This is a genomic window from Flavobacterium reichenbachii (assembly GCF_002217435.1).
Classification (GTDB): Bacteria; Bacteroidota; Bacteroidia; order Flavobacteriales; family Flavobacteriaceae; genus Flavobacterium; species Flavobacterium reichenbachii.
This window is the reverse complement of sequence record NZ_MUHF01000030.1, coordinates 91435-110690: the sequence shown is the minus strand read 5'-3', so window position 1 is coordinate 110690 and position 19256 is coordinate 91435. Positions and strand designations below refer to the sequence as shown.

Genomic DNA, 19256 nt, shown 5'->3' with positions numbered 1-19256 from the left:
GATTGAAACGGATAGCGGGAATAGCTCCTAATTTAAATTCTAAAAGCTGTCCTTATATATAGGTATCAAAAATAAACCCGACAGGTTTTGAAAACTGTCGGGCTTCGGGAGTGAAATCTTACCTTATATATAGGAGAAGAAAAATGTAGTCATAAATCGTTTATACTATCTATTACTTCTTTTGTAATGTGGATGCTTTTGAGTTTTGCCTCATGATCAAAGATTGGACTTGTTGCCATAAGTTCGTCGACCTTTGCGTAATCTATAAACTTTTTTAAATCAGTTTTTAATTGTTCTTTATTCCCTGTGAAAGTTCCAGCTGTCATTTGATTAACATGGAAGCGTTCTTCTTCGCTCATGATATCATCAAGTGAAGGAACCGGAGGCTGCAATCCTTTGCGATCATTTCTAATTAAATTTAAAAACATTTGATACAAACTTGTAGATAATAGTTCTGCTTCTTCATTTGTGTCTGCAGCGATTATATTGACACATGCCATTGTCTTTGGTTTATCTAAATACTCTGAAGCCTGAAAGTTTTCTCGATAGAACTCAAATGCCTGAATCATTAAACGCGGAGCAAAATGTCCTGCGAAAGCATAAGGTAATCCGTAAGCTGCGGCCAAAGCAGCACTTTCCATACTTGAACCTAAAATCCATATTGGGACTTTTAAGCCTTCAGCGGGGAATGCACGAACTTTTCCAGTTGCATTTTCGTCTGAAAAGTACTCTTGAAGCTTGCTCACATTTTGCGGAAATCGCTGTGCTTGTTCAAAAAAATCTTTTCGAATAGCCTCGGCTGTTGGCTGATCTGTTCCCGGAGCTCTTCCTAAACCCAAATCGATTCGGTTTGGATAAAGTGTTTCTAATGTTCCAAATTGTTCGGCAACTACTAAAGGAGAATGATTTGGCAGCATAATTCCGCCTGAGCCTACACGGATATTCTCTGTTTGACTTGCAACATACCCAATTAAAACTACTGTTGCCGTACTTGCAACGTGTGCCATATTATGGTGTTCTGCGAGCCAAATTCTTTTATAGTCGAGTTTATCGGCTAATTGCGCGATGTCTTTTGTTTTTTTAAATGTTTCTGATGCGTTACTGTCTTGCGTAATGATTGCAAGCTCTAATATTGAAACTGAAATTGGTTTTTTCATATAAAATAATGCTAAGACACAAAATTAACTCATTTATATTGATGCACTTTACTTTCTAATGTTAATAGAATTATAATATTTGTAGGTACAAATATTTCTACTTCCTTTTTAAGAAAAAGTATTTTAAAAACTGATTACACATTGAAAAATAATTTCGACCGAATCAAAAAAGACAAATGATTTAAAACCTAAATTTGTATTTCAAAAAACAACTTTCGAGTTATATTTCCTTAAATGATACATAAAATTTTAATTATAGACGACGAAGAAAAACTGAGAAGTCTGCTGGCACGCATTATTAAATCGGAAGGATTTGAAGTTATTGAAGCCAAAGATTTAAAATCAGGTTTTAAAAAATTAGAACAAACAGATGTTGATGTCGTTTTATGCGATGTGAAACTGCCTGACGGAAACGGCGTTGATTTTCTTCAGAATATAAAAAGAAGTTTTCCAATGACAGAAGTTATTTTGTTAACTGCTTTTGGAAACATTCCAGATGGCGTTCAGGCGATGAAAAATGGCGCTTTTGATTATATTGTAAAAGGCGATGATAACGATAAAATTATTCCGCTTTTATACAAAGCTGTCGAAAAAGTGCAGTTACAGAAAAAAGTACAACAACTCGAAAAACGCATTGGCGATAAGTATTCTTTCAGCAGCATTATCGGAAAATCGAAAGGAATTGAACAGGTTATAGATCTTGCACAAAAAGTTGCCAAAACAGATTCTACGGTTTTGCTTACAGGTGAAACGGGGACCGGGAAAGAAGTTTTTGCACAGGCAATTCACGAAAACAGCAATCGTGTTGGAAAATCTTTTGTTGCTTTAAACTGCAGTACTTTCAGCAAGGAAATTCTGGAAAGTGAATTATTTGGCCACAAACAAGGTGCTTTTACGGGAGCTTTAAAAGATAAAAAAGGTTTTATTGAAGAAGCTAATGGCGGTACTTTATTTCTAGATGAAATTGGAGAAATGCCAATCGAACTTCAGGCAAAATTATTACGTGTTTTAGAAACTTCCGAATATATTCCTGTTGGCGATACCACACCCAAAAAATCAAATTTCAGATTAATTGCCGCGACAAACCGAGATTTAAAAACAGAAAGCGACGAACATCGTTTTCGTTCTGATTTGTATTTTCGTTTGAATATTTTCGAAATAAAACTACCTCCTTTACGCGAAAGAATTAAAGATATTGCAACTTTGACCCACTATTTCGTCAAGCAGTTTTCTGAAAAAACGAATAAAAAAACCTTAAATATAGCCGATAATTTTCTGCAGAAATTAGAAAATTATTCGTGGCCGGGAAATATTAGAGAACTCAAAAACATCATCGAAAGATCGGTTATTTTGAGTAATGGCGATACTTTAACTTCGGATGTTCTTCCTTACGAAATGCTGCATCAACCTGAAAAAAACACCAAATCGATATCGGCTTTTTCGATGCAGAGCATAGAAAAACTTCATATTCAGAAGGTTTTAAATTATACAAAAGGCAATAAAGCGGAAACGGCTAGATTATTAGAAATTGGAATTGCGACTTTGTATCGAAAATTAGAAGAGTATAATATACAGCCTTAATCCTGCAAGGTTTTTAAAACCTTGTAGCTTTAAATTTTAAAGAACGAATATTTACAACATAAATCGAATACTTACAAGGTTTTGAAAACCTGGCAGAAAACGAAACAAACCTTATCATTTCAATAAAAGCTTATCATTTTGATAGGCTTTTTTTATGCTCAATTTTTGGCACAAAACTACATTCCTTTTATTGACAGCACTTTAGCTGTAACTTGACTTTTTCGGAACATATTTTGGCATAAGGAGGAAGAACATAAAAATTCATTCTCATGAAAAATCAAGTCACCTCAATCTACAAACAAGCTGAACGCTTTGCGGACATCACCAAAAAATCTATTATTTCTGGTAATATCGTGCGGGCAAAAAAATGTCTGGCACTTGCTGAACGTCTATTCATAAATGGAAGTATGGAAACAAAAAATGCTATTTCTAATGTGTATATTTTCTCGGTTTCTTCTTTTATGGAAGTACGCCACTGCAATATTTCTCATCTTTTTCCTCAAACGCTTAAAGCGGAATATATCAAGCAGGTTAATACTTCGGGCGTTTAGAAAGTTTAATCGGTTAACTGCTTAGCTGTTTAATCGTCAATAGTTAATTCGGTTAATCGCTAAAAGTTTTAAATCTAAAATCTAAAATAAAAATATGTTAATCACTATTCTTTTACTCGCATTGGCAGTTTTGCTTTTTGCAATTTGTTTTAAATCAGTTGAATTTTTTGAAAAAATCTAAATCATGACTGCACTATTTATTGTTTCCATCGTCGTTTTCGGCTATTTGGTTTATGTATTAATCAAACCCGAAAAATTTTAATGTTGCAAAAAGTTATAAGTGAGATGTTAGATGTTTTGCGTCAATCTCCTTTTACAAATCACATCTGACATTTTACTAAAATCTCACAATTATGAACACAGAATTATTAGGCGTCATCAGTATTTTTATCGTTTCGATAGTTTTAGCTATTCCTTTAGGAAAATATATTGCTAAAGTTTATTTGGGCGATAAAACATTGCTTGACCCGATTTTCAATCCAATTGAAAAATTTATTTTTAAAATCAGCGGAATTAATTCCACTGAAGAAATGAACTGGAAACAACACTTAAAAGCACTTTTAAGCATCAACATGATTTGGTTCTTTCTTTGTTTCTTTATCTTATTGTTCCAAGGATCTTTGTTTTTAAATCCTGATAATAACCCGTCAATGTCACCAGATTTGGCTTTTAACACGGCTATTTCTTTTGTTGTCAATTGTAATTTACAGCATTATTCAGGCGAAAGTGGCGTTTCTTATTTATCACAAATGTTTTTGATGTTCTTGCAATTTGTTTCTGCCGGTGTCGGAATGGCAGCTGCAGCAATGATTTTTACTGCAATGAAAGAAAGAACTACAGATAAATTAGGTAATTTTTACAACTATTTTATCAAAAGCTGTACTCGTGTTTTATTACCAATTTCTGTCATTGTAGCTGCTATTTTAGCATTCAGCGGTACTCCAATGAATTTTGACAGTAAAGATTCAATCACCACTTTACAAGGCGATCACGTTGATGTTTCCCGCGGCCCTGCTGCTGCTTTTATTGCCATTAAACATTTAGGTACAAATGGTGGTGGATTTTTTGGAGCCAACTCGGCACATCCGTTAGAAAATCCTACTTATTTTACTAATGCCGTTGAACTTTGGGCACAATTAATTGTTCCGTTTGCTATGATTTTTGCTTTAGGTTTTTATTTAAAGAAAAAGAAATTATCCTATGTAATCTTCGGAGTAATGACAATTGGATTCTTATTACTCGTTATCCCAACAATGATGACGGAAATCAACGGAAATCCTGCTATCGAAAAAATGGGAATCGCGCAGGCAACCGGAGCAATGGAAGGAAAAGAAGTTCGGTTTGGGCCCGCCATTTCAGGTTTCTGGAGTATTGCTACAACTGTAATTTCTACAGGTTCTGTAAATAGTATGCACGATAGTTCAATGCCGGTTTCCGGAGCTATGCAATTGCTTGCCATGATGGTCAATGCGTTTTACGGCGGTTGCGGTGTTGGTATTTTAAACTTCTATATTTTCATTATTCTGGCTGTATTTATTTCCGGATTAATGGTGGGTCGAACACCAGAATTCTTAGGAAAGAAAATCGAAGCGCGGGAAGTTAAAATTGCTGCTTTTATTGCCATTCTTCACCCTTTATTGATCTTAGCCGGAACAGCTTTGGCTTCTTATTTTGCTGCACATGATACCGCAATGGGTTATTGGTTCAGCGGCAACGCAACAGGCTGGTTAAACAATCCTGGAAATCACGGATTCTCTGAAATGTTATACGAATATACTTCGAGTGCTGCCAATAACGGTTCTGGTTTTGAAGGTTTGGGCGATAACAATCCGTTCTGGAATATCACTACCGGAATTGTGTTACTGTTAAGTCGTTTCATTCCTATCGTTGGACCATTGGCAATTGCAGGATTATTGGCAAACAAAAAATACATCCCGGAAAGTGCAGGAACTTTAAAAACTGATACTTCTATTTTTGGTGTAATGGTTTTTGCTGTGATCGCGATTATTGCCGCTTTATCGTTCTTTCCTGCATTGGCACTTGGACCTTTAGCGGAATATTTTACACTAAAATAATAACTCATTTTTCAATGCTGAAGATATTTAAACACATAGAAACATAGTTTTTCTTTACTAAAAAAAGAAAATCAAAAGAAACTAGTTTCTAACACATAGTCCCGAAGCTTCGGGATGTGTTAATGCAAGTGAAACGCATTTTCATCAAAGTTAAAATCTATGTTTCTATGTGTTTAAAAAATCAGTTAAACAAAATAACATCAAAAATGACAACTAATAAATCCACTTCATTGTTTGAAAGTAAGCAGGTAAAAGAAGCTTTAGTGCAATCTTTCGTCAAGCTGAATCCAAAAATGATGATCAAAAATCCGGTAATGTTTACCGTAGAAATAGGAACTGCCATTATGTTTGCCGTTTGCATTTCCATATTAATGGGCGCAACTGACCAAGGTAGTTTTACTTATAATTTAATTGTGTTTTTAATTTTACTGGCGACACTTTTGTTTGCCAATTTTGCCGAAGCTATTGCCGAAGCCAGAGGAAAAGCACAAGCCGATAGTTTAAGAAAAACGCGGGAAGAAACTCCGGCAAGACAAATTTTGCCTAACGGAGAAATCAAAAATATCAGTTCTTCACAATTAAAAAAAGGAGACATTTTCGTTTGCGAATCAGGCGATTTAATTGCAACCGATGGTGAGATTATCGAAGGTTTAGCCACGATTGACGAAAGTGCCATTACGGGAGAAAGTGCTCCGGTAATTCGGGAAGCTGGCGGAGATAAATCTTCCGTTACCGGAGGAACAAAAGTACTTTCTGATAAAATTAAAGTAATTGTAACATCTGAACCTGGCGAAAGCTTTTTAGACAAAATGATTGCTTTGGTTGAAGGTGCAAGCCGTCAGAAAACGCCAAACGAAATCGCCCTAACTATTTTATTAGCCGCATTTACTTTAATCTTCGTGATTGTGTGCGTTACGCTAAAACCGTTTGCCGACTATGCCAATGCACCCATCACGATTGCGGCTTTTATTGCTTTGTTTGTTTGTTTGATTCCAACTACAATTGGAGGTTTACTTTCTGCAATTGGAATTGCGGGAATGGACAGAGCGTTGCGTGCCAACGTAATTACAAAATCTGGTAAAGCCGTTGAAACTGCCGGAGATATTGATGTTTTGCTTTTGGATAAAACCGGAACAATCACGATTGGAAACAGAAAAGCAACCAATTTTTATCCGACAAAAGGAATTTCTTTGGATGATTTTATTAAATCTGCCGTTTTGAGTTCGCTTGCAGATGATACTCCGGAAGGGAAAAGTATTATTGAATTGAGTAAAACAATTAATTTAAACGGTAAAATGCAGGAAGACCTGTCACATTTCACAGATAACATTTCACATACTATAAAATTTACCGCCGAAACCAGAACTTCAGGAGTTATTTTAAAAGATGGAACTAATATTCGAAAAGGTGCGCAAGATGCTGCAAGGAATATTGCACAACAAGCTGGAAATGCATTTCCTGAAGATACTGCACAACAAGTCATTACGATTTCTTCTAACGGAGGAACTCCACTAGTTGTGATTAAAAACAATGAAATTCAAGGCGTTATCGAACTTCAGGATATTATAAAAACCGGAATGAAAGAACGTTTTGAGCGCTTACGCAGAATGGGAATCAAAACGGTTATGGTTACGGGAGATAATCCGCTGACAGCTAAATTTATTGCAGAAGCTGCCGGAGTTGATGATTTTATTGCCGAAGCCAAGCCAGAGGATAAAATGAATTACATCAAAAAAGAACAGTCCGAAGGAAGATTGGTTGCCATGATGGGAGACGGTACAAATGATGCTCCTGCCCTTGCCCAAGCAAATGTTGGAGTTGCCATGAACAGCGGAACTCAGGCTGCAAAAGAAGCAGGAAACATGGTCGATCTGGACAATGATCCAACGAAACTAATTGAGATTGTTGAAATTGGAAAACAGCTTTTAATGACTCGAGGCACTTTAACTACTTTTTCTATTGCAAATGACGTTGCGAAATATTTTGCTATTGTTCCTGCTCTTTTTATTACTGCGATTCCAGCTTTGCAAGGTTTAAACATTATGCATTTGCACAGTCCTGAAAGCGCGATTTTATCAGCTGTAATTTTTAATGCGATTATCATTCCGATTTTGATTCCGCTTGCGCTGAAAGGTGTTGATTATCGTCCAATTGGGGCTAGTGCAATTTTAAAAAGAAACCTTTTGATTTATGGTTTAGGTGGATTGATTGTGCCTTTTATCGGAATTAAATTAATTGATTTGCTCGTTGCTTTATTTATGTAAGGTTCTGAGATGCTAAGATTCTAAGGGGCTAAGGTTTTTCTCTTAGAATCGTAAAATCAAGGAATCTTTAAAAACTCAAATTAAAAACATGACTTCGATTTGCTAAGCTTCTGAAAAAAAACTTAGAATCTTAGCAACTTAGTCCCTTAGAATCTCAAAAAAATGAAAACTATATTTTCACTATTAAAACTTACTGTGATTACTTTGATTTTATTCGCAGTTATTTATCCTTTAGCGATTTACGGAATTGCACAATTTGCTCCTAATCAAGGAAAAGGAGAAACGATTTCGGTTAACGGAAAAGTGGTTGGTTACCAAAAAATTGGTCAGAAATTCGACAAATCCAATTATTTCTGGGGAAGACCTTCGGCTGTAGATTATAATGCTGCCGGAAGTGCCGGAAGCAACAAAGGACCAAGCAATGCTGATTATCTGGCTTTGGTTCAAAAAAGAATTGATACGTTTTTAGTTGTTCATCCTTATTTGAAAAAATCTGAGATTCCATCAGATATGGTAACTGCTTCGGGAAGTGGATTGGATCCGAATATTTCTCCGCAAGGCGCTTTGGTTCAGGTAAAACGAATTGCTAAAGAAAGAAAACTAGATGAAGCTAAAGTAAAAGCTTTGGTGGAGTCTAAAATTAATACAGCTGTTATGGGACCTGAAACGGTTAATGTTTTGGAATTGAATGTGGCTTTGGATCAGTTACGCTAAAAAAGGTTCTGATCCCGAAGCTTCGGGACTGAGTCGCTAAGGTTCTAAGGTTTTTATCCTAACAGGTTTCCAGAACCTGTTAGGTATGATAAAATCTGCATAAACATAAAGTAACCACTCAGTTTGTCATTTCGACGAAGGAGACCCGAGCAATAGCGAATAGGCGAAGCAAATCTTCGTTGCTAAATCGACAAAGATTGATACTCTTAGTGGAGTTTCTTACGAAGATTTCTCCTGGGAAATGACAACTATGGCGAGAATTGGAATCGGAAACTAAACTTAAAATAATACCTAACAGGTTTTGGAAACCTGTTAGGATATAAAAACTATTATAATACAAAACGCCTTTTTACCCCAAATGTCCTAGCCCCGATGGGAGGGAAAATCCTTTTGTGCCGGGGTTCGGCACAAAAGATTGGAAGGAACAGCGGGATTAGCTCCTAAAAAATCTACTAAATAATTAATTAACCTTTTCGGGTTTGAATACCAAAATTAAAATGAAAAAAATAATACTTACAGCTTTAATCGCTTTTGGTTATAGCAATTTACACGCACAAGAAGAATCTAAAAGTCCATTGACATTTTCAGGATATGTAGACGCTTATTATAGTTATGATTTTGGGAAACCGGAGGATCATACGCGCCCCGGATTTTTTTATAATTATAACAAAAGCAATGAAGTAAACCTGAATTTGGGTTTGGCAAAAGTGAATTATTCGAAAGAAAATATTCGCGGGAATTTTGCTTTGATGGCGGGAACTTACGCCGAATATAATATGTCGGCGGAGCAAGGTTTGCTGAAAAATGTTTACGAAGCAAATGTTGGTGTTAAGATTTCGCAAAGTCATAATTTATGGATCGATGCGGGAATTATGCCTGCACATATTGGCTTTGAAAGTGCGATTGGGAAGGATTGCCAGACTTTAACGCGAAGTATTCTCGCGGAGAATTCTCCTTATTATGAAGCGGGAGTTAAAATTGGTTACACCTCTGAATCTGGAAAATGGTATTTGGCCGGAATGTATTTGAATGGCTGGCAACGAATTGAGAAAGTAGAAGGCAATCAGACGCCGGCTTTTGGAACGCAGATTACGTACAAACCATCAGATAAAGTGGTTTTGAACTGGAGTACGTATGTTGGAAATGAGCAGCCGGATATTGACAAAAAATGGCGCTATTTTAATAACTTTTACGGACAGTTTAAAGTAACGGAGAAGACAAATGTAACAGCTGGTTTTGATGTTGGTTCACAACAATCGGCTAAAAAGAGTGATAAATACGATACTTGGTTTTCGCCTGTTTTGATTCTGCAATACAAACCAACAGATAAGATTCAGTTAGCGGCACGCGGTGAATATTACAGTGATGAAAAAGGAGTTATTATCACAACGGAAACGCCAAATGGCTTTAAAACTTACGGATTTTCGGCTAACTTTGATTACTTGGTTACTGATAATGTTATGTTTAGAATTGAAGCGAGAAATCTTTCGAGCAAAGATGAAATTTTTATAAAAAATAATCTGCCAACGGATAGCAATACGTTTTTAACGACTTCGCTGGCGATTTCTTTCTAGCTTTAGGCTATAGGCAGTAAGCTTTTCAAAAGTTATACTGCCTAAAGCTTACAGCTTATTGCTTAAAGCATATTTTTATGGAACAGAAAAATAACGCACAGCACTTTCTCGATTTAATTCAGAAATCACGAAAAGGAAAGTTTAAAATCTACATTGGGATGAGTGCCGGTGTGGGGAAAACTTTTCGTATGCTTCAGGAAGCGCATTCGTTATTGAAAAACGGAATTGATGTAAAAATTGGCTACATCGAAACGCACATGCGCAAAGAAACGCATGAACTTTTAGCGGGTTTGCCTGTCATTCCGCGACGGACGATTTTTTATAAAGGAAAAAAACTGGAGGAACTCGATGTTCAGGCGGTTATTAATCTTAGACCAGAAGTTGTTATTGTCGACGAACTAGCACACACAAATATTGAAGGAAGCAAAAATGAAAAACGGTGGCAGGATGTTTTGGAGATTTTGGATGCGGGAATTAATGTAATTTCGGCAGTCAATATTCAGCATATTGAGAGTTTGAATGAAGATGTCAAACGCATTACAGGAATTGATGTTCAGGAAAGAATTCCGGATAATGTTTTGCGATTGGCAGATGAAGTTGTGAATATCGATTTGACGGCTGAAGATTTGATTGCGCGTTTGAAAGAAGGGAAAATTTATACGGCTGATAAAATCCAGACGGCATTAACGAACTTTTTTAAATCGGAACAAATTCTTCAATTGCGTGAATTGGCTTTGAAAGAAGTTGCAAGTCAGGTGGTTCGAAAAGTTGAAAATGAGGTTCCGAATCTACATGCTTTACGACACGAAAAATTATTAGCTTGCATTAGCAGTAACGATAAAACAGCTAAAATTGTGATTCGAAAAGCCGCGCGTTTAGCGAGTTATTACAACGGATCCTGGTATGTTTTGTATGTAGAAACTCCAAAGGAAAGCAGTACAAAAATTGCGTTGGACAAACAACGGCATTTAATCAATAATTTCAAACTGGCAGTGCAATTAGGTGCAGAAGTGATCAAAATAGAAAACGAAAATATTGCTGACGCGATTTTACTAGCCGTTGAAGAAAAACAAATTACAACTGTCTGCATCGGAAAACCGCATTTGAATTTATTTAAAGTAATTTTGTCTACAACAATTTTCAGGCGTTTGCTAAATAAATTGTCTTTATCAAATGTCGATCTTGTTATTTTGTCGTAATTTTTTTTAAACCATATAAGTTATATAAGTTCATTTTAATTAGGGGGCTGAATTTTTAACCGCAAAGGTCGCGAAGTTTTTTTATGCTTGCGTAATTGATAACAAAGCAAAGTTCGCAAAGCTTTGCGAACTTTGTGTTTATACACATATTGTTAGAAAAAACCTTGGTGCCCTTTGCGGTTAAAAAACAATTCTAATATTTTCTTATATCACTTATATGGTTCAAAAAAGTTCAAAAAAATAAATGTTTTATAAAATGAGAATTAAAACCAAATTGAATCTGGGAGTTGGATTGTTATTTTTAATGATTATCATACTTTCTTTAGTGAGTTCTTATTCTGTTTTTTTGATAAAAGCAGACACTGAGAATATTCTGAAAGCGAATTATAATACGCTGGAATATTCCAGAAATATGCTTTTGTCATTAGATGAAATCAGCCATGATACAAATCATGCGATTGTTACTTTTAAAGAAAATCTTGAAAAACAAACGCAGAATGTTACGGAATCCGGTGAGAAAAAAGAAACCGATAATCTTAAGAAAAACTTTCTTCTCTTAGAAAAAAATAGTTTAGATGAAGCATTAAAAACTCAAATCAGACGAGACATTTTTGCGATTATGAAACTCAATATGAATGCCATAAAACAGAAAAGCGATATTGCAAAACATACCGCCGAAACTGCTAATTTATGGATTGCCATTGTTGGAACTTTGTGCTTTTTGATCGCTTTTAATTTATTGATTAATCTGCCGAATAATATTGCTAATCCAATTAAAGAATTGACGTTGAGCATTAAGGAAATTGCCAATAAAAACTATTCCGAACGTGTGCATTTTACCAATCATAACGAATATGGAGATCTGGCTAAATCTTTTAATACGATGGCACAAAAACTTCAGGAATATAATGATAGTAATTTGTACAAACTCTTCTTTGAAAAGAAACGACTGGAAACTTTAATCAATAATATGCACGATCCTATTATTGGTCTGGACAATGAAGGAATTGTTTTGTTTGCGAATGATGAATCGTTGAAAATTATTGGTCTGAAATTGGAAGATGTTATCGGAAAATCGGCTTCTACTCTAGCCTTGTCCAATGATTTGATTCGGTCTTTGATTTTGAAAGAAGATTCAGAAACTCCTAAAAAACAACCGCTGAAAATTTATGCACACGGAAAAGAAAGTTATTTCGAAAAAGAGATTCTGAATATTACTATAATTCCGACTGGAGAAGAAAAGGAAATTAATATTGGCGATGTGATTATTCTTCGAAACATTACTTTATTTAAAGAACTGGATTTTGCAAAAACCAATTTTATTGCAACCGTTTCACACGAATTGAAAACACCAATTGCTTCTATAAAATTAAGCCTTCAATTGCTTGAAAATACCAAAACCGGCGATATGAATGACGACCAAAAACAATTGGTCGAAAGCATAAAAGATGACAGCCAAAGATTGCTGAAAATCACCGGAGAACTATTGAATTTGTCACAATTAGAAACAGGAAATATTCAACTGAATATCGAAAAAAGCAATCCGCATAAAATTGTAATTTATGCCGTTGAAGCCGTGAAAGTTCAGGCCGATCAAAAACAGATTAAATTGGTTATTGATGCCGATGAAAATCTCTCAGATGTAAAAGCGGACAGCGAAAAAACGGGCTGGGTTTTGATTAATTATTTATCAAATGCCATAAGATATTCTTCTGAAAAAAGTACCATTTTTATTAAACTGAAAAAAGAAAGTAACCAAATCGTATTTCAGGTTATCGATACTGGAAAAGGAATTGATGCCCGTTATAAAGACAAAGTTTTTGATAAATATTTCCAAGTTCCGGGAAGTCAAAAATCAGGAACGGGATTGGGATTGGCAATTAGCAAAGAATTTATTGAAGCTCAGAATGGGAATGTTGGGGTTGAGAGTACTTTAGGTTTGGGGAGTACTTTTTGGTTTTCGTTGAAGGTTTAGTTTTTATTTATAAAATTTATTTACATTTGACTAAATAGAAATAGACATTATGAATATTAAAGAAGAAACATTTGAGCAAGATTTGCATGAACTTACTCCTAAACAAAATTCTTCCATTAAAATTAGTCGAGATCAAATCCAACATGATCAATTTGATAAAAATGAAGATGTAATTTCAGAAATGAAACAATGGCTAAAAGAGAAATAGTTTTTTCCTCTATAAACTTATGGGCTTCCAAAAATCTCCATAGAATAATATATGTTTCTAGTTTTATATTTTTCGCATAAAAAACATTCCTGTTGCTATATTATTTTGCCAATTTTTTTGTTTCAAATTTTCCAGCTTTAGCTTATCAAAAATATCCTTGTTCGCTTCAATTGTCATTGTATATTGATCTGTATTTTCTTTATTATAATTATCTAATATATAAGTAATATTGAATTCACTTTCTTTGGCAATTTTAAGAATTTTTGGTCTTAAATATTCATCAATTACTTTAGGGTTTGGAAACTGGCTATTTTTTAAAAATTTAATTTGAAAAGTTCCCTCAAATTTAAAATCGGGTTCATAAGAAAAAAGAAACTTATTATCTTTTCTAAGAGATAAAACAAATGCGTCATATTCTTTCTGCGTTGAAAATTCTTTTTTAAAAAAAGTATAATCAAAAGGATATTTTTTCGAAAGTTCTTTGATTATTTTAAAATTAAATTCATAAAAAGTCCCATTCATATTTATATTAGAATTTGCCGGACTTAGCATCCAATTTTCTAACACTTCATTTCCTTGTAAAACTAATATTCTAAAATCGTTACGTTCAATTCTATTTTTAACAATTTTCTCATAAGATAATTTGTTTATTAAGTCTGTGATTATATTTTGATCATTTATATAAAAATTCAAGTTTTTATATGTTTTATTTTTATCATATTGAGGATACATCCCAATAAGCTTAGTGTTTTTATCAATTTTGATATTCTCTAAAATAGATTTGGTTTGAGAAAAAGTAAAACAACTAAAAAGTAAAAAAGAGAATAATAAGTATTTCATAAAAATCACTGTTTATTTTAATATTTTGATCTAATGCAATTTAAAGCTAATATAAACTTTTACGTATTCGAAGTATTATTCTTAATCTCCATCACTTCTCTTTTTACTTCCAAAAGCAATTCTTTCATACTTTCCGTTTCCGATAATGTTTGTTTTTTGTCTGATCGGCCGATGTTGCATTCGTATTCCCAAATCTCTAGAATATCAGAAGCTTTTACTTCATAATTCGGATAAAAACTATTATCTGATTCTAAAACCAAGGCGTTCTTTTTATTTTTGTTGAGACGTTTGTAGACCATTCCTTCGCTTTTTGTAATTAGGATATACGTCCTGCCATCCATAACTTCTCCCAGCCTTTCGACATAGCGACCCACGATAATCGAACCATCTTCATGCGGTGGCATCGAATCGCCTTCTACAGGAAATCCGCGGTGTTTTCCAGGTCCTAAAAAAGGAAGCGAAACCTGCTGTAGACTTTCAATATATTCCGGATCGGCATATCCATTTAGATAACCCGCTTTTGCTTTTTGAGATACAATTTCGATATAATTTTCACCAAAATTATCAACCTGAATGGGCAGAATAAGTCGGTTGCCTTCGAGTTTAATCAAATTTTCGATGTTAATTTTACGAATGTCGACCGATAAGATCAAATCAATACTGGTATGAAAATACAAAGCGATTTTCTTTAAAATATCATACGGTGCTTCCGAAGTTCCGTCTTCGTATTTTACGTATCTTCCTCTTGTAATACTCAGGTTTCCAGCTAATTTCTCTTGTGATATTTTATGCTTAACCCTCAATGCTCTGATGTTATCTGAAAATAAGGACATAATTAATTTGTTATAATTTGGAACAGCAAATATACAAAAAATTGTTATCATCTGTATTAATTTTGTAATTCACAAAAAACCTTTTTTGAAGTGATTATGAAATCGAGAAATATAAATACCACAAAATCAATGGAGTTTTACATCCCAGATGTAAGTTCGGAGATAAAACTCCCTTTTTTTGACGTTGGTATCAGCGCAGGTTTTCCTTCGCCTGCTGATGATTTTATCGAATTATCGATTGATCTCAACAAAGAATTTATCAAACATAAATACACTACTTATTTTGCCAGAGTAAAAGGACATTCTATGAAAAATGCTGGTATCAATGATGGCGATTTATTGATTATTGATAAAAGCCTGGAACCTCAAAACAATAAAATTGCTGTCTGCCAAATTGATGGTGAATTTACTGTAAAACGTATCAGAATAGAAAAAGACGTCATCTGGCTTATTGCCGAAAATGAAGATTATCAACCTATAAAAGTAACTCCAGAAAATAATTTTGTGATTTGGGGAATTGTAATTCATAGTATTAAATCTTTTTAAAATAAGCTGTTGATGGATATATCACAAAAAACAATTTAACACATAGTCCCGACGCTTCGGATAGATTTTAAATGTGTAAAAGAATATAAAAAGAAACTAGTTTCTCACACATAGCTATGTTTATTAATGTAAGTGAAACACCTGATTTTAATTTTTTAAAAACTATGTTTCTATGTGTTAAAAATAATTACACTCAGTAGGTTAAAATAGAAATAAAAAATATGTTTAAAAATGTTTGCTTTAGTCGATTGTAACAATTTTTATGCTTCTTGTCAAAGAGTATTTGATCCGCGTTTAAGAGGAAAACCTATCGTTATTCTCTCTAACAATGATGGTTGTGTTATTTCGCGCTCTGATGAAGCCAAGACTTTGGGCATACCAATGGCGATTCCCGCTTTTAAGTATGAATCCATTTTTAAAGAAAAAAACATTTTTGTTTTTTCTTCTAATTATCCGCTGTACGGCGATATGAGCAATCGCGTAATGAACCTGCTTCAGACTTATACTCCTGAAATCGAAATTTACAGTATTGATGAAGCTTTTCTGAAATTTTCAGGTTACGATTTATTTGATCTCAATATGCTGGGTTTAAAGATGCGGAAAGAAGTAACACAAGGAACAGGCATTCCTGTTAGTATAGGTTTTGCCCCTACCAAAGCTTTGGCTAAAATGGCGAATAAAATTGCCCGAAAATTTGCAGATCGTACGCAGGATGTTTATTGCATTGACTCTGAAGAAAAAAGAATCAAAGCATTAAAATGGACTAAAATTGAAGATGTTTGGGGAATTGGGAGAAAACACGCCAAACGACTTAAATTAAAAAAAATCAACACGGCTTATGAATTTACTCAACTTCCAGATGCTTGGGTGAGAAAAGAAATGTCTGTAGTCGGGCTTCGACTAAAGCACGAATTAGAAGGTAAACCAACTTTGGAATTGGAAGAAGCCACAGACCGAAAAATGATTGCCACTACCAGATCTTTTGAAAAAAAATATACCACTTATGAAGAAATCTCAGAACGAATCAGCACGTTTACAGCTTCTTGTGCTGAGAAATTAAGGCGTCAGGATTGTCATTGTAATATGGTGACTGTTTTTATCCAAACAAGTTTTTTAAAGAATGAGGAATCAACTTATTCACGAAGTATTACCATCACTACAGATTTCCCAACCAATTCGACAATAGAGCTTAATGAGGCAGCGCAAAAAGGATTTCAAGCTATTTTTAAAAAAGGCTATCGTTATAAAAAAGCAGGTGTAATTGTAATGGGATTAACGCCAAATAGCGAAACTCAGCTTAATTTATTTGAGACTTCAAATCCTAAACATCTGCCTTTAATGAAAGCGATTGATAAAATGAATCAGAGTTATGGTAACAATAAAATAAAATTCGGCGTGCAGTCTTTGGGACGTCAATGGAAAATGAGACAGAACAGATTATCTCCTAAGTTTTCTACTTCACTCAAAGATGTTATTACGGTTAAAATTTAAATGTTCTTAGATAAAAGATAAACCTGATTAAGATTTTAAATTTAATAAAAACAACAGAAAAACAATCGAATTTAAGTTACATAGAGATGAAAAATATGGAATATGCCATAGTCGATATTGAAACCACAGGCGGAAATGCCAGTGGCAGCCGCATTACCGAAATTGCTATTATTATTCATGATGGCAAAAATGTAATTGACCGTTACGAAACGCTTGTAAATCCTCAAAAAGATATTCCGCCTTCTATTTTTGGACTAACGGGCATTAACAACGAAATGGTTGCCAATGCCCCTATTTTTGATGACATTTCTGAAAAAGTATTAGAAATGCTTACAGATCGTATTTTTGTGGCACATAATGTCAACTTCGATTATTCTTTTGTCCATCATCAGCTGGAACAAGCGGGATTTAAATGGACTGCAAGAAAACTGTGTACTGTTCGTGCCGCAAGAAAAATCAAACCGGGTCTAGGTTCTTACAGCTTGGGAAATCTTTGCAACTCCTTAAATATATCTTTAGAAAACAGACATCGCGCCGGCGGAGATGCAGATGCTACAGCCCTGCTGTTTTCTCTTTTGTTAGAATGGGACGATGCAGGAGAAATAGATAAAATGCTCAAAAAAACGGCTCAGGATCAGCGTTTACCGCCAAATCTTCCTCCAGAAGATTTTAATAATTTACCAGAAAAACCTGGTGTATATTATTTTTATAATCAACAAAAGAAGGTAATTTATGTTGGAAAAGCTGTGAATTTAAAAAAAAGGGTAACATCGCATTTTACAGGCAATAATATCAAACCGCAAAGACAGCATTTCTTAAGAGATATTTGCGGCATTTCATTCGAAGTCTGCGCAACAGAACTTATGGCACTTCTTTTAGAATGTACTGAAATCAAAAAACTCTGGCCGACTTATAACAGAGCTTTAAAACGTTTTGAAGCAAAATTTGGAATCTATCAATATGAAGCACGAAATGGTTATAAATATCTGGCAATAGGAAAAGTAAGTAAATTTCAAATCTGTGTTCATGAATTTAACAGCCAATATGACGGAATCAATTTACTGCGAAGCTTAGCAGAACAATTTGAAATTGATCATCGGTTCTGCAAATATTCAAGGCCGGAAGAAGGAGAGCTTTTTCAGAATAATGAAGTAAAAAGTTTACCAGACATTTTACTCCATAATGAACAAGTTGACAATGCAATTGATTTTTTATTAAATAACAGACCCAGTTTTGCCATTATAGATAAAGGAAGATCAGCAGATGAACGAAGCTGTATTTGGATTGAAAACGGGCATTTTCATGGAATGGGATATATTCCAAGAGATGCTGCAATTAACGACGCTTCTGAAGTAAAAAGCTATGTGACGCTTTATAAAAGCAGTCAATATATTGAGCAGTTAATTTTTTCATACGCAGAAAAACATCCGGGAAAAGTATTCTTTAACAAACATTTTATAAAATAAAATTTGAAATAGAGCTGTAAAACTAAAAACTGAATTATGACACTATTTAGCGATACCGAATTATTTACTACAGGCAGCAGTGGTAAAATCATATATGATCTGCCTGATTCGGAACTTATTTTAATCGATAATTTTTTTACTAAAGAAGAATCTGACCGTCTTTATGAAAGAATACTTCGTAAAACTAAATGGAGAGAATATCAAATGGAAATTTTTGACAAAAATATTACGGTTCCGAGAATGATTTCCTGGTACGAAGACAAGGATAATCCCGGCGCAGACCCAAAAGGGCCTGATTGGACTTACGAATTATTAAAGATCAGAAGTCGTGTAGAAAAAGAAACACAGCTCGATTTTAATACTGTTTTACTGAATTTGTACCGAAATGGAAAAGATGGCGTAGGCTGGCACAGCGACAAAGAACATAATACAGGTCCAGATCCTATTATTGCCTCAGTTACTTTGGGAGAGACGAGAATGTTTAAACTTCGTCATAAATACAGGAAAGATATTGCTCCGGTTGAGATTCCGCTGCATCATGGTTCCTTTTTATTAATGGCAGGAACTACTAATAGTTTTTGGCAGCATCAGGTTCCTAAAACAGCACGGGACGTTTTGCCGAGGATCAATCTTACTTTTAGAAGAACCAATAGAAATATTTGATTTTTATAGAATTAAAAAAAAGTGTTTTTCTTTTAACAAACATAAGATATTACTTCTTTAAAAAGTTAAAACACACACGTTATGAACCTTTTATTAGGCAGACCCTATCTTTTTTACTA

General features: G+C 34.3%; 17 protein-coding genes. 14 read left to right on the top strand and 3 right to left on the bottom strand.

Annotated elements, in window-relative coordinates; genetic code table 11:
* Positions 1-149: 149 nt before the first annotated feature.
* On the bottom strand, positions 150-1157 hold the full coding sequence (locus B0A68_RS21780; RefSeq protein WP_035684873.1) for an LLM class flavin-dependent oxidoreductase: 1008 nt from the start codon (positions 1155-1157) through the stop codon (positions 150-152).
* 234 nt (positions 1158-1391) lie between these two features.
* On the opposite strand from B0A68_RS21780, the gene B0A68_RS21775 reads away from it, so the two are divergent.
* The 10 genes from B0A68_RS21775 to B0A68_RS24555 all read left to right on the top strand — a co-directional run bounded on the left by B0A68_RS21775 (position 1392) and on the right by B0A68_RS24555 (position 13298).
* Positions 1392-2738: a sigma-54-dependent transcriptional regulator gene (locus tag B0A68_RS21775; RefSeq protein WP_035684875.1), complete on the top strand. Its 1347-nt coding sequence runs from the start codon at positions 1392-1394 to the stop codon at positions 2736-2738.
* Positions 2739-3007: 269 nt separating this feature from the next.
* Positions 3008-3289: a DUF7674 family protein gene (locus B0A68_RS21770; protein ID WP_035684878.1), complete on the top strand. Its 282-nt coding sequence runs from the start codon at positions 3008-3010 to the stop codon at positions 3287-3289.
* A 184-nt stretch (positions 3290-3473) separates the two neighbouring features.
* On the top strand, positions 3474-3551 hold the full coding sequence (kdpF, locus tag B0A68_RS21765) for a K(+)-transporting ATPase subunit F (protein ID WP_082421266.1): 78 nt from the start codon (positions 3474-3476) through the stop codon (positions 3549-3551).
* Between the two features lie 91 nt (positions 3552-3642).
* Positions 3643-5364, top strand: a complete 1722-nt coding sequence (gene kdpA / locus B0A68_RS21760) for a potassium-transporting ATPase subunit KdpA (protein ID WP_035684881.1) — start codon at positions 3643-3645, stop codon at positions 5362-5364.
* Between the two features lie 206 nt (positions 5365-5570).
* On the top strand, positions 5571-7628 hold the full coding sequence (gene kdpB / locus B0A68_RS21755; RefSeq protein ID WP_035688186.1) for a potassium-transporting ATPase subunit KdpB: 2058 nt from the start codon (positions 5571-5573) through the stop codon (positions 7626-7628).
* A 162-nt stretch (positions 7629-7790) separates the two neighbouring features.
* A complete protein-coding gene (locus B0A68_RS21750; RefSeq protein WP_035684884.1) occupies positions 7791-8342 on the top strand; it encodes a K(+)-transporting ATPase subunit C in 552 nt (183 codons plus the stop codon).
* A 497-nt stretch (positions 8343-8839) separates the two neighbouring features.
* Positions 8840-9916 (top strand): porin, encoded by a 1077-nt coding sequence (locus B0A68_RS21745; RefSeq protein WP_035684886.1) that lies wholly within the window; start codon positions 8840-8842, stop codon positions 9914-9916.
* A 77-nt stretch (positions 9917-9993) separates the two neighbouring features.
* Positions 9994-11115, top strand: a complete 1122-nt coding sequence (locus B0A68_RS21740; RefSeq protein WP_035684889.1) for a universal stress protein — start codon at positions 9994-9996, stop codon at positions 11113-11115.
* Between the two features lie 256 nt (positions 11116-11371).
* Positions 11372-13090 carry an ATP-binding protein gene (locus B0A68_RS21735; protein ID WP_035684891.1) on the top strand — a complete coding sequence of 573 codons (1719 nt, stop codon included), beginning with the start codon at positions 11372-11374 and terminating at the stop codon, positions 13088-13090.
* A 49-nt stretch (positions 13091-13139) separates the two neighbouring features.
* Complete coding sequence (locus tag B0A68_RS24555) at positions 13140-13298, top strand: hypothetical protein (protein ID WP_165571340.1); 159 nt, start codon at positions 13140-13142, stop codon at positions 13296-13298.
* A gap of 63 nt (positions 13299-13361) precedes the next feature.
* Here the strand turns inward: B0A68_RS24555 and B0A68_RS21730 are convergent, their stop codons facing one another.
* On the bottom strand, positions 13362-14147 hold the full coding sequence (locus B0A68_RS21730; RefSeq protein ID WP_131407087.1) for a hypothetical protein: 786 nt from the start codon (positions 14145-14147) through the stop codon (positions 13362-13364).
* Between the two features lie 50 nt (positions 14148-14197).
* Positions 14198-14971 carry an XRE family transcriptional regulator gene (locus tag B0A68_RS21725; protein WP_035688189.1) on the bottom strand — a complete coding sequence of 258 codons (774 nt, stop codon included), beginning with the start codon at positions 14969-14971 and terminating at the stop codon, positions 14198-14200.
* Positions 14972-15067: 96 nt separating this feature from the next.
* Between B0A68_RS21725 and B0A68_RS21720 the strand changes: the two genes are divergently transcribed.
* From B0A68_RS21720 to B0A68_RS21705, 4 genes are all read left to right on the top strand, one after another.
* Entirely contained in the window at positions 15068-15517 is a 450-nt protein-coding gene (locus B0A68_RS21720) for a LexA family protein (RefSeq protein WP_035684897.1), read from the top strand.
* Positions 15518-15748: 231 nt separating this feature from the next.
* On the top strand, positions 15749-17008 hold the full coding sequence (locus tag B0A68_RS21715; RefSeq protein ID WP_035684899.1) for a Y-family DNA polymerase: 1260 nt from the start codon (positions 15749-15751) through the stop codon (positions 17006-17008).
* Positions 17009-17094: 86 nt separating this feature from the next.
* On the top strand, positions 17095-18474 hold the full coding sequence (locus B0A68_RS21710) for an exonuclease domain-containing protein (RefSeq protein WP_035684901.1): 1380 nt from the start codon (positions 17095-17097) through the stop codon (positions 18472-18474).
* A 36-nt stretch (positions 18475-18510) separates the two neighbouring features.
* A complete protein-coding gene (locus tag B0A68_RS21705) occupies positions 18511-19137 on the top strand; it encodes an alpha-ketoglutarate-dependent dioxygenase AlkB family protein (RefSeq protein ID WP_035684903.1) in 627 nt (208 codons plus the stop codon).
* Positions 19138-19256: the final 119 nt, after the last annotated feature.

Coding starts and splice junctions, on each gene's coding strand:
- B0A68_RS21715 (WP_035684899.1), top strand. CDS start 15,749: ATGTTTGCTTTAGTCGATTGTAACAATTTTTATGCTTCTTGTCAAAGA.
- B0A68_RS21725 (WP_035688189.1), bottom strand. CDS start 14,971: ATGTCCTTATTTTCAGATAACATCAGAGCATTGAGGGTTAAGCATAAA.
- B0A68_RS21780 (WP_035684873.1), bottom strand. CDS start 1,157: ATGAAAAAACCAATTTCAGTTTCAATATTAGAGCTTGCAATCATTACG.
- kdpA (WP_035684881.1), top strand. CDS start 3,643: ATGAACACAGAATTATTAGGCGTCATCAGTATTTTTATCGTTTCGATA.
- B0A68_RS21735 (WP_035684891.1), top strand. CDS start 11,372: ATGAGAATTAAAACCAAATTGAATCTGGGAGTTGGATTGTTATTTTTA.
- B0A68_RS21770 (WP_035684878.1), top strand. CDS start 3,008: ATGAAAAATCAAGTCACCTCAATCTACAAACAAGCTGAACGCTTTGCG.
- B0A68_RS21740 (WP_035684889.1), top strand. CDS start 9,994: ATGGAACAGAAAAATAACGCACAGCACTTTCTCGATTTAATTCAGAAA.
- B0A68_RS21745 (WP_035684886.1), top strand. CDS start 8,840: ATGAAAAAAATAATACTTACAGCTTTAATCGCTTTTGGTTATAGCAAT.
- B0A68_RS21710 (WP_035684901.1), top strand. CDS start 17,095: ATGAAAAATATGGAATATGCCATAGTCGATATTGAAACCACAGGCGGA.
- B0A68_RS21775 (WP_035684875.1), top strand. CDS start 1,392: ATGATACATAAAATTTTAATTATAGACGACGAAGAAAAACTGAGAAGT.
- B0A68_RS21720 (WP_035684897.1), top strand. CDS start 15,068: ATGAAATCGAGAAATATAAATACCACAAAATCAATGGAGTTTTACATC.
- B0A68_RS21750 (WP_035684884.1), top strand. CDS start 7,791: ATGAAAACTATATTTTCACTATTAAAACTTACTGTGATTACTTTGATT.
- B0A68_RS24555 (WP_165571340.1), top strand. CDS start 13,140: ATGAATATTAAAGAAGAAACATTTGAGCAAGATTTGCATGAACTTACT.
- kdpB (WP_035688186.1), top strand. CDS start 5,571: ATGACAACTAATAAATCCACTTCATTGTTTGAAAGTAAGCAGGTAAAA.
- kdpF (WP_082421266.1), top strand. CDS start 3,474: ATGACTGCACTATTTATTGTTTCCATCGTCGTTTTCGGCTATTTGGTT.
- B0A68_RS21705 (WP_035684903.1), top strand. CDS start 18,511: ATGACACTATTTAGCGATACCGAATTATTTACTACAGGCAGCAGTGGT.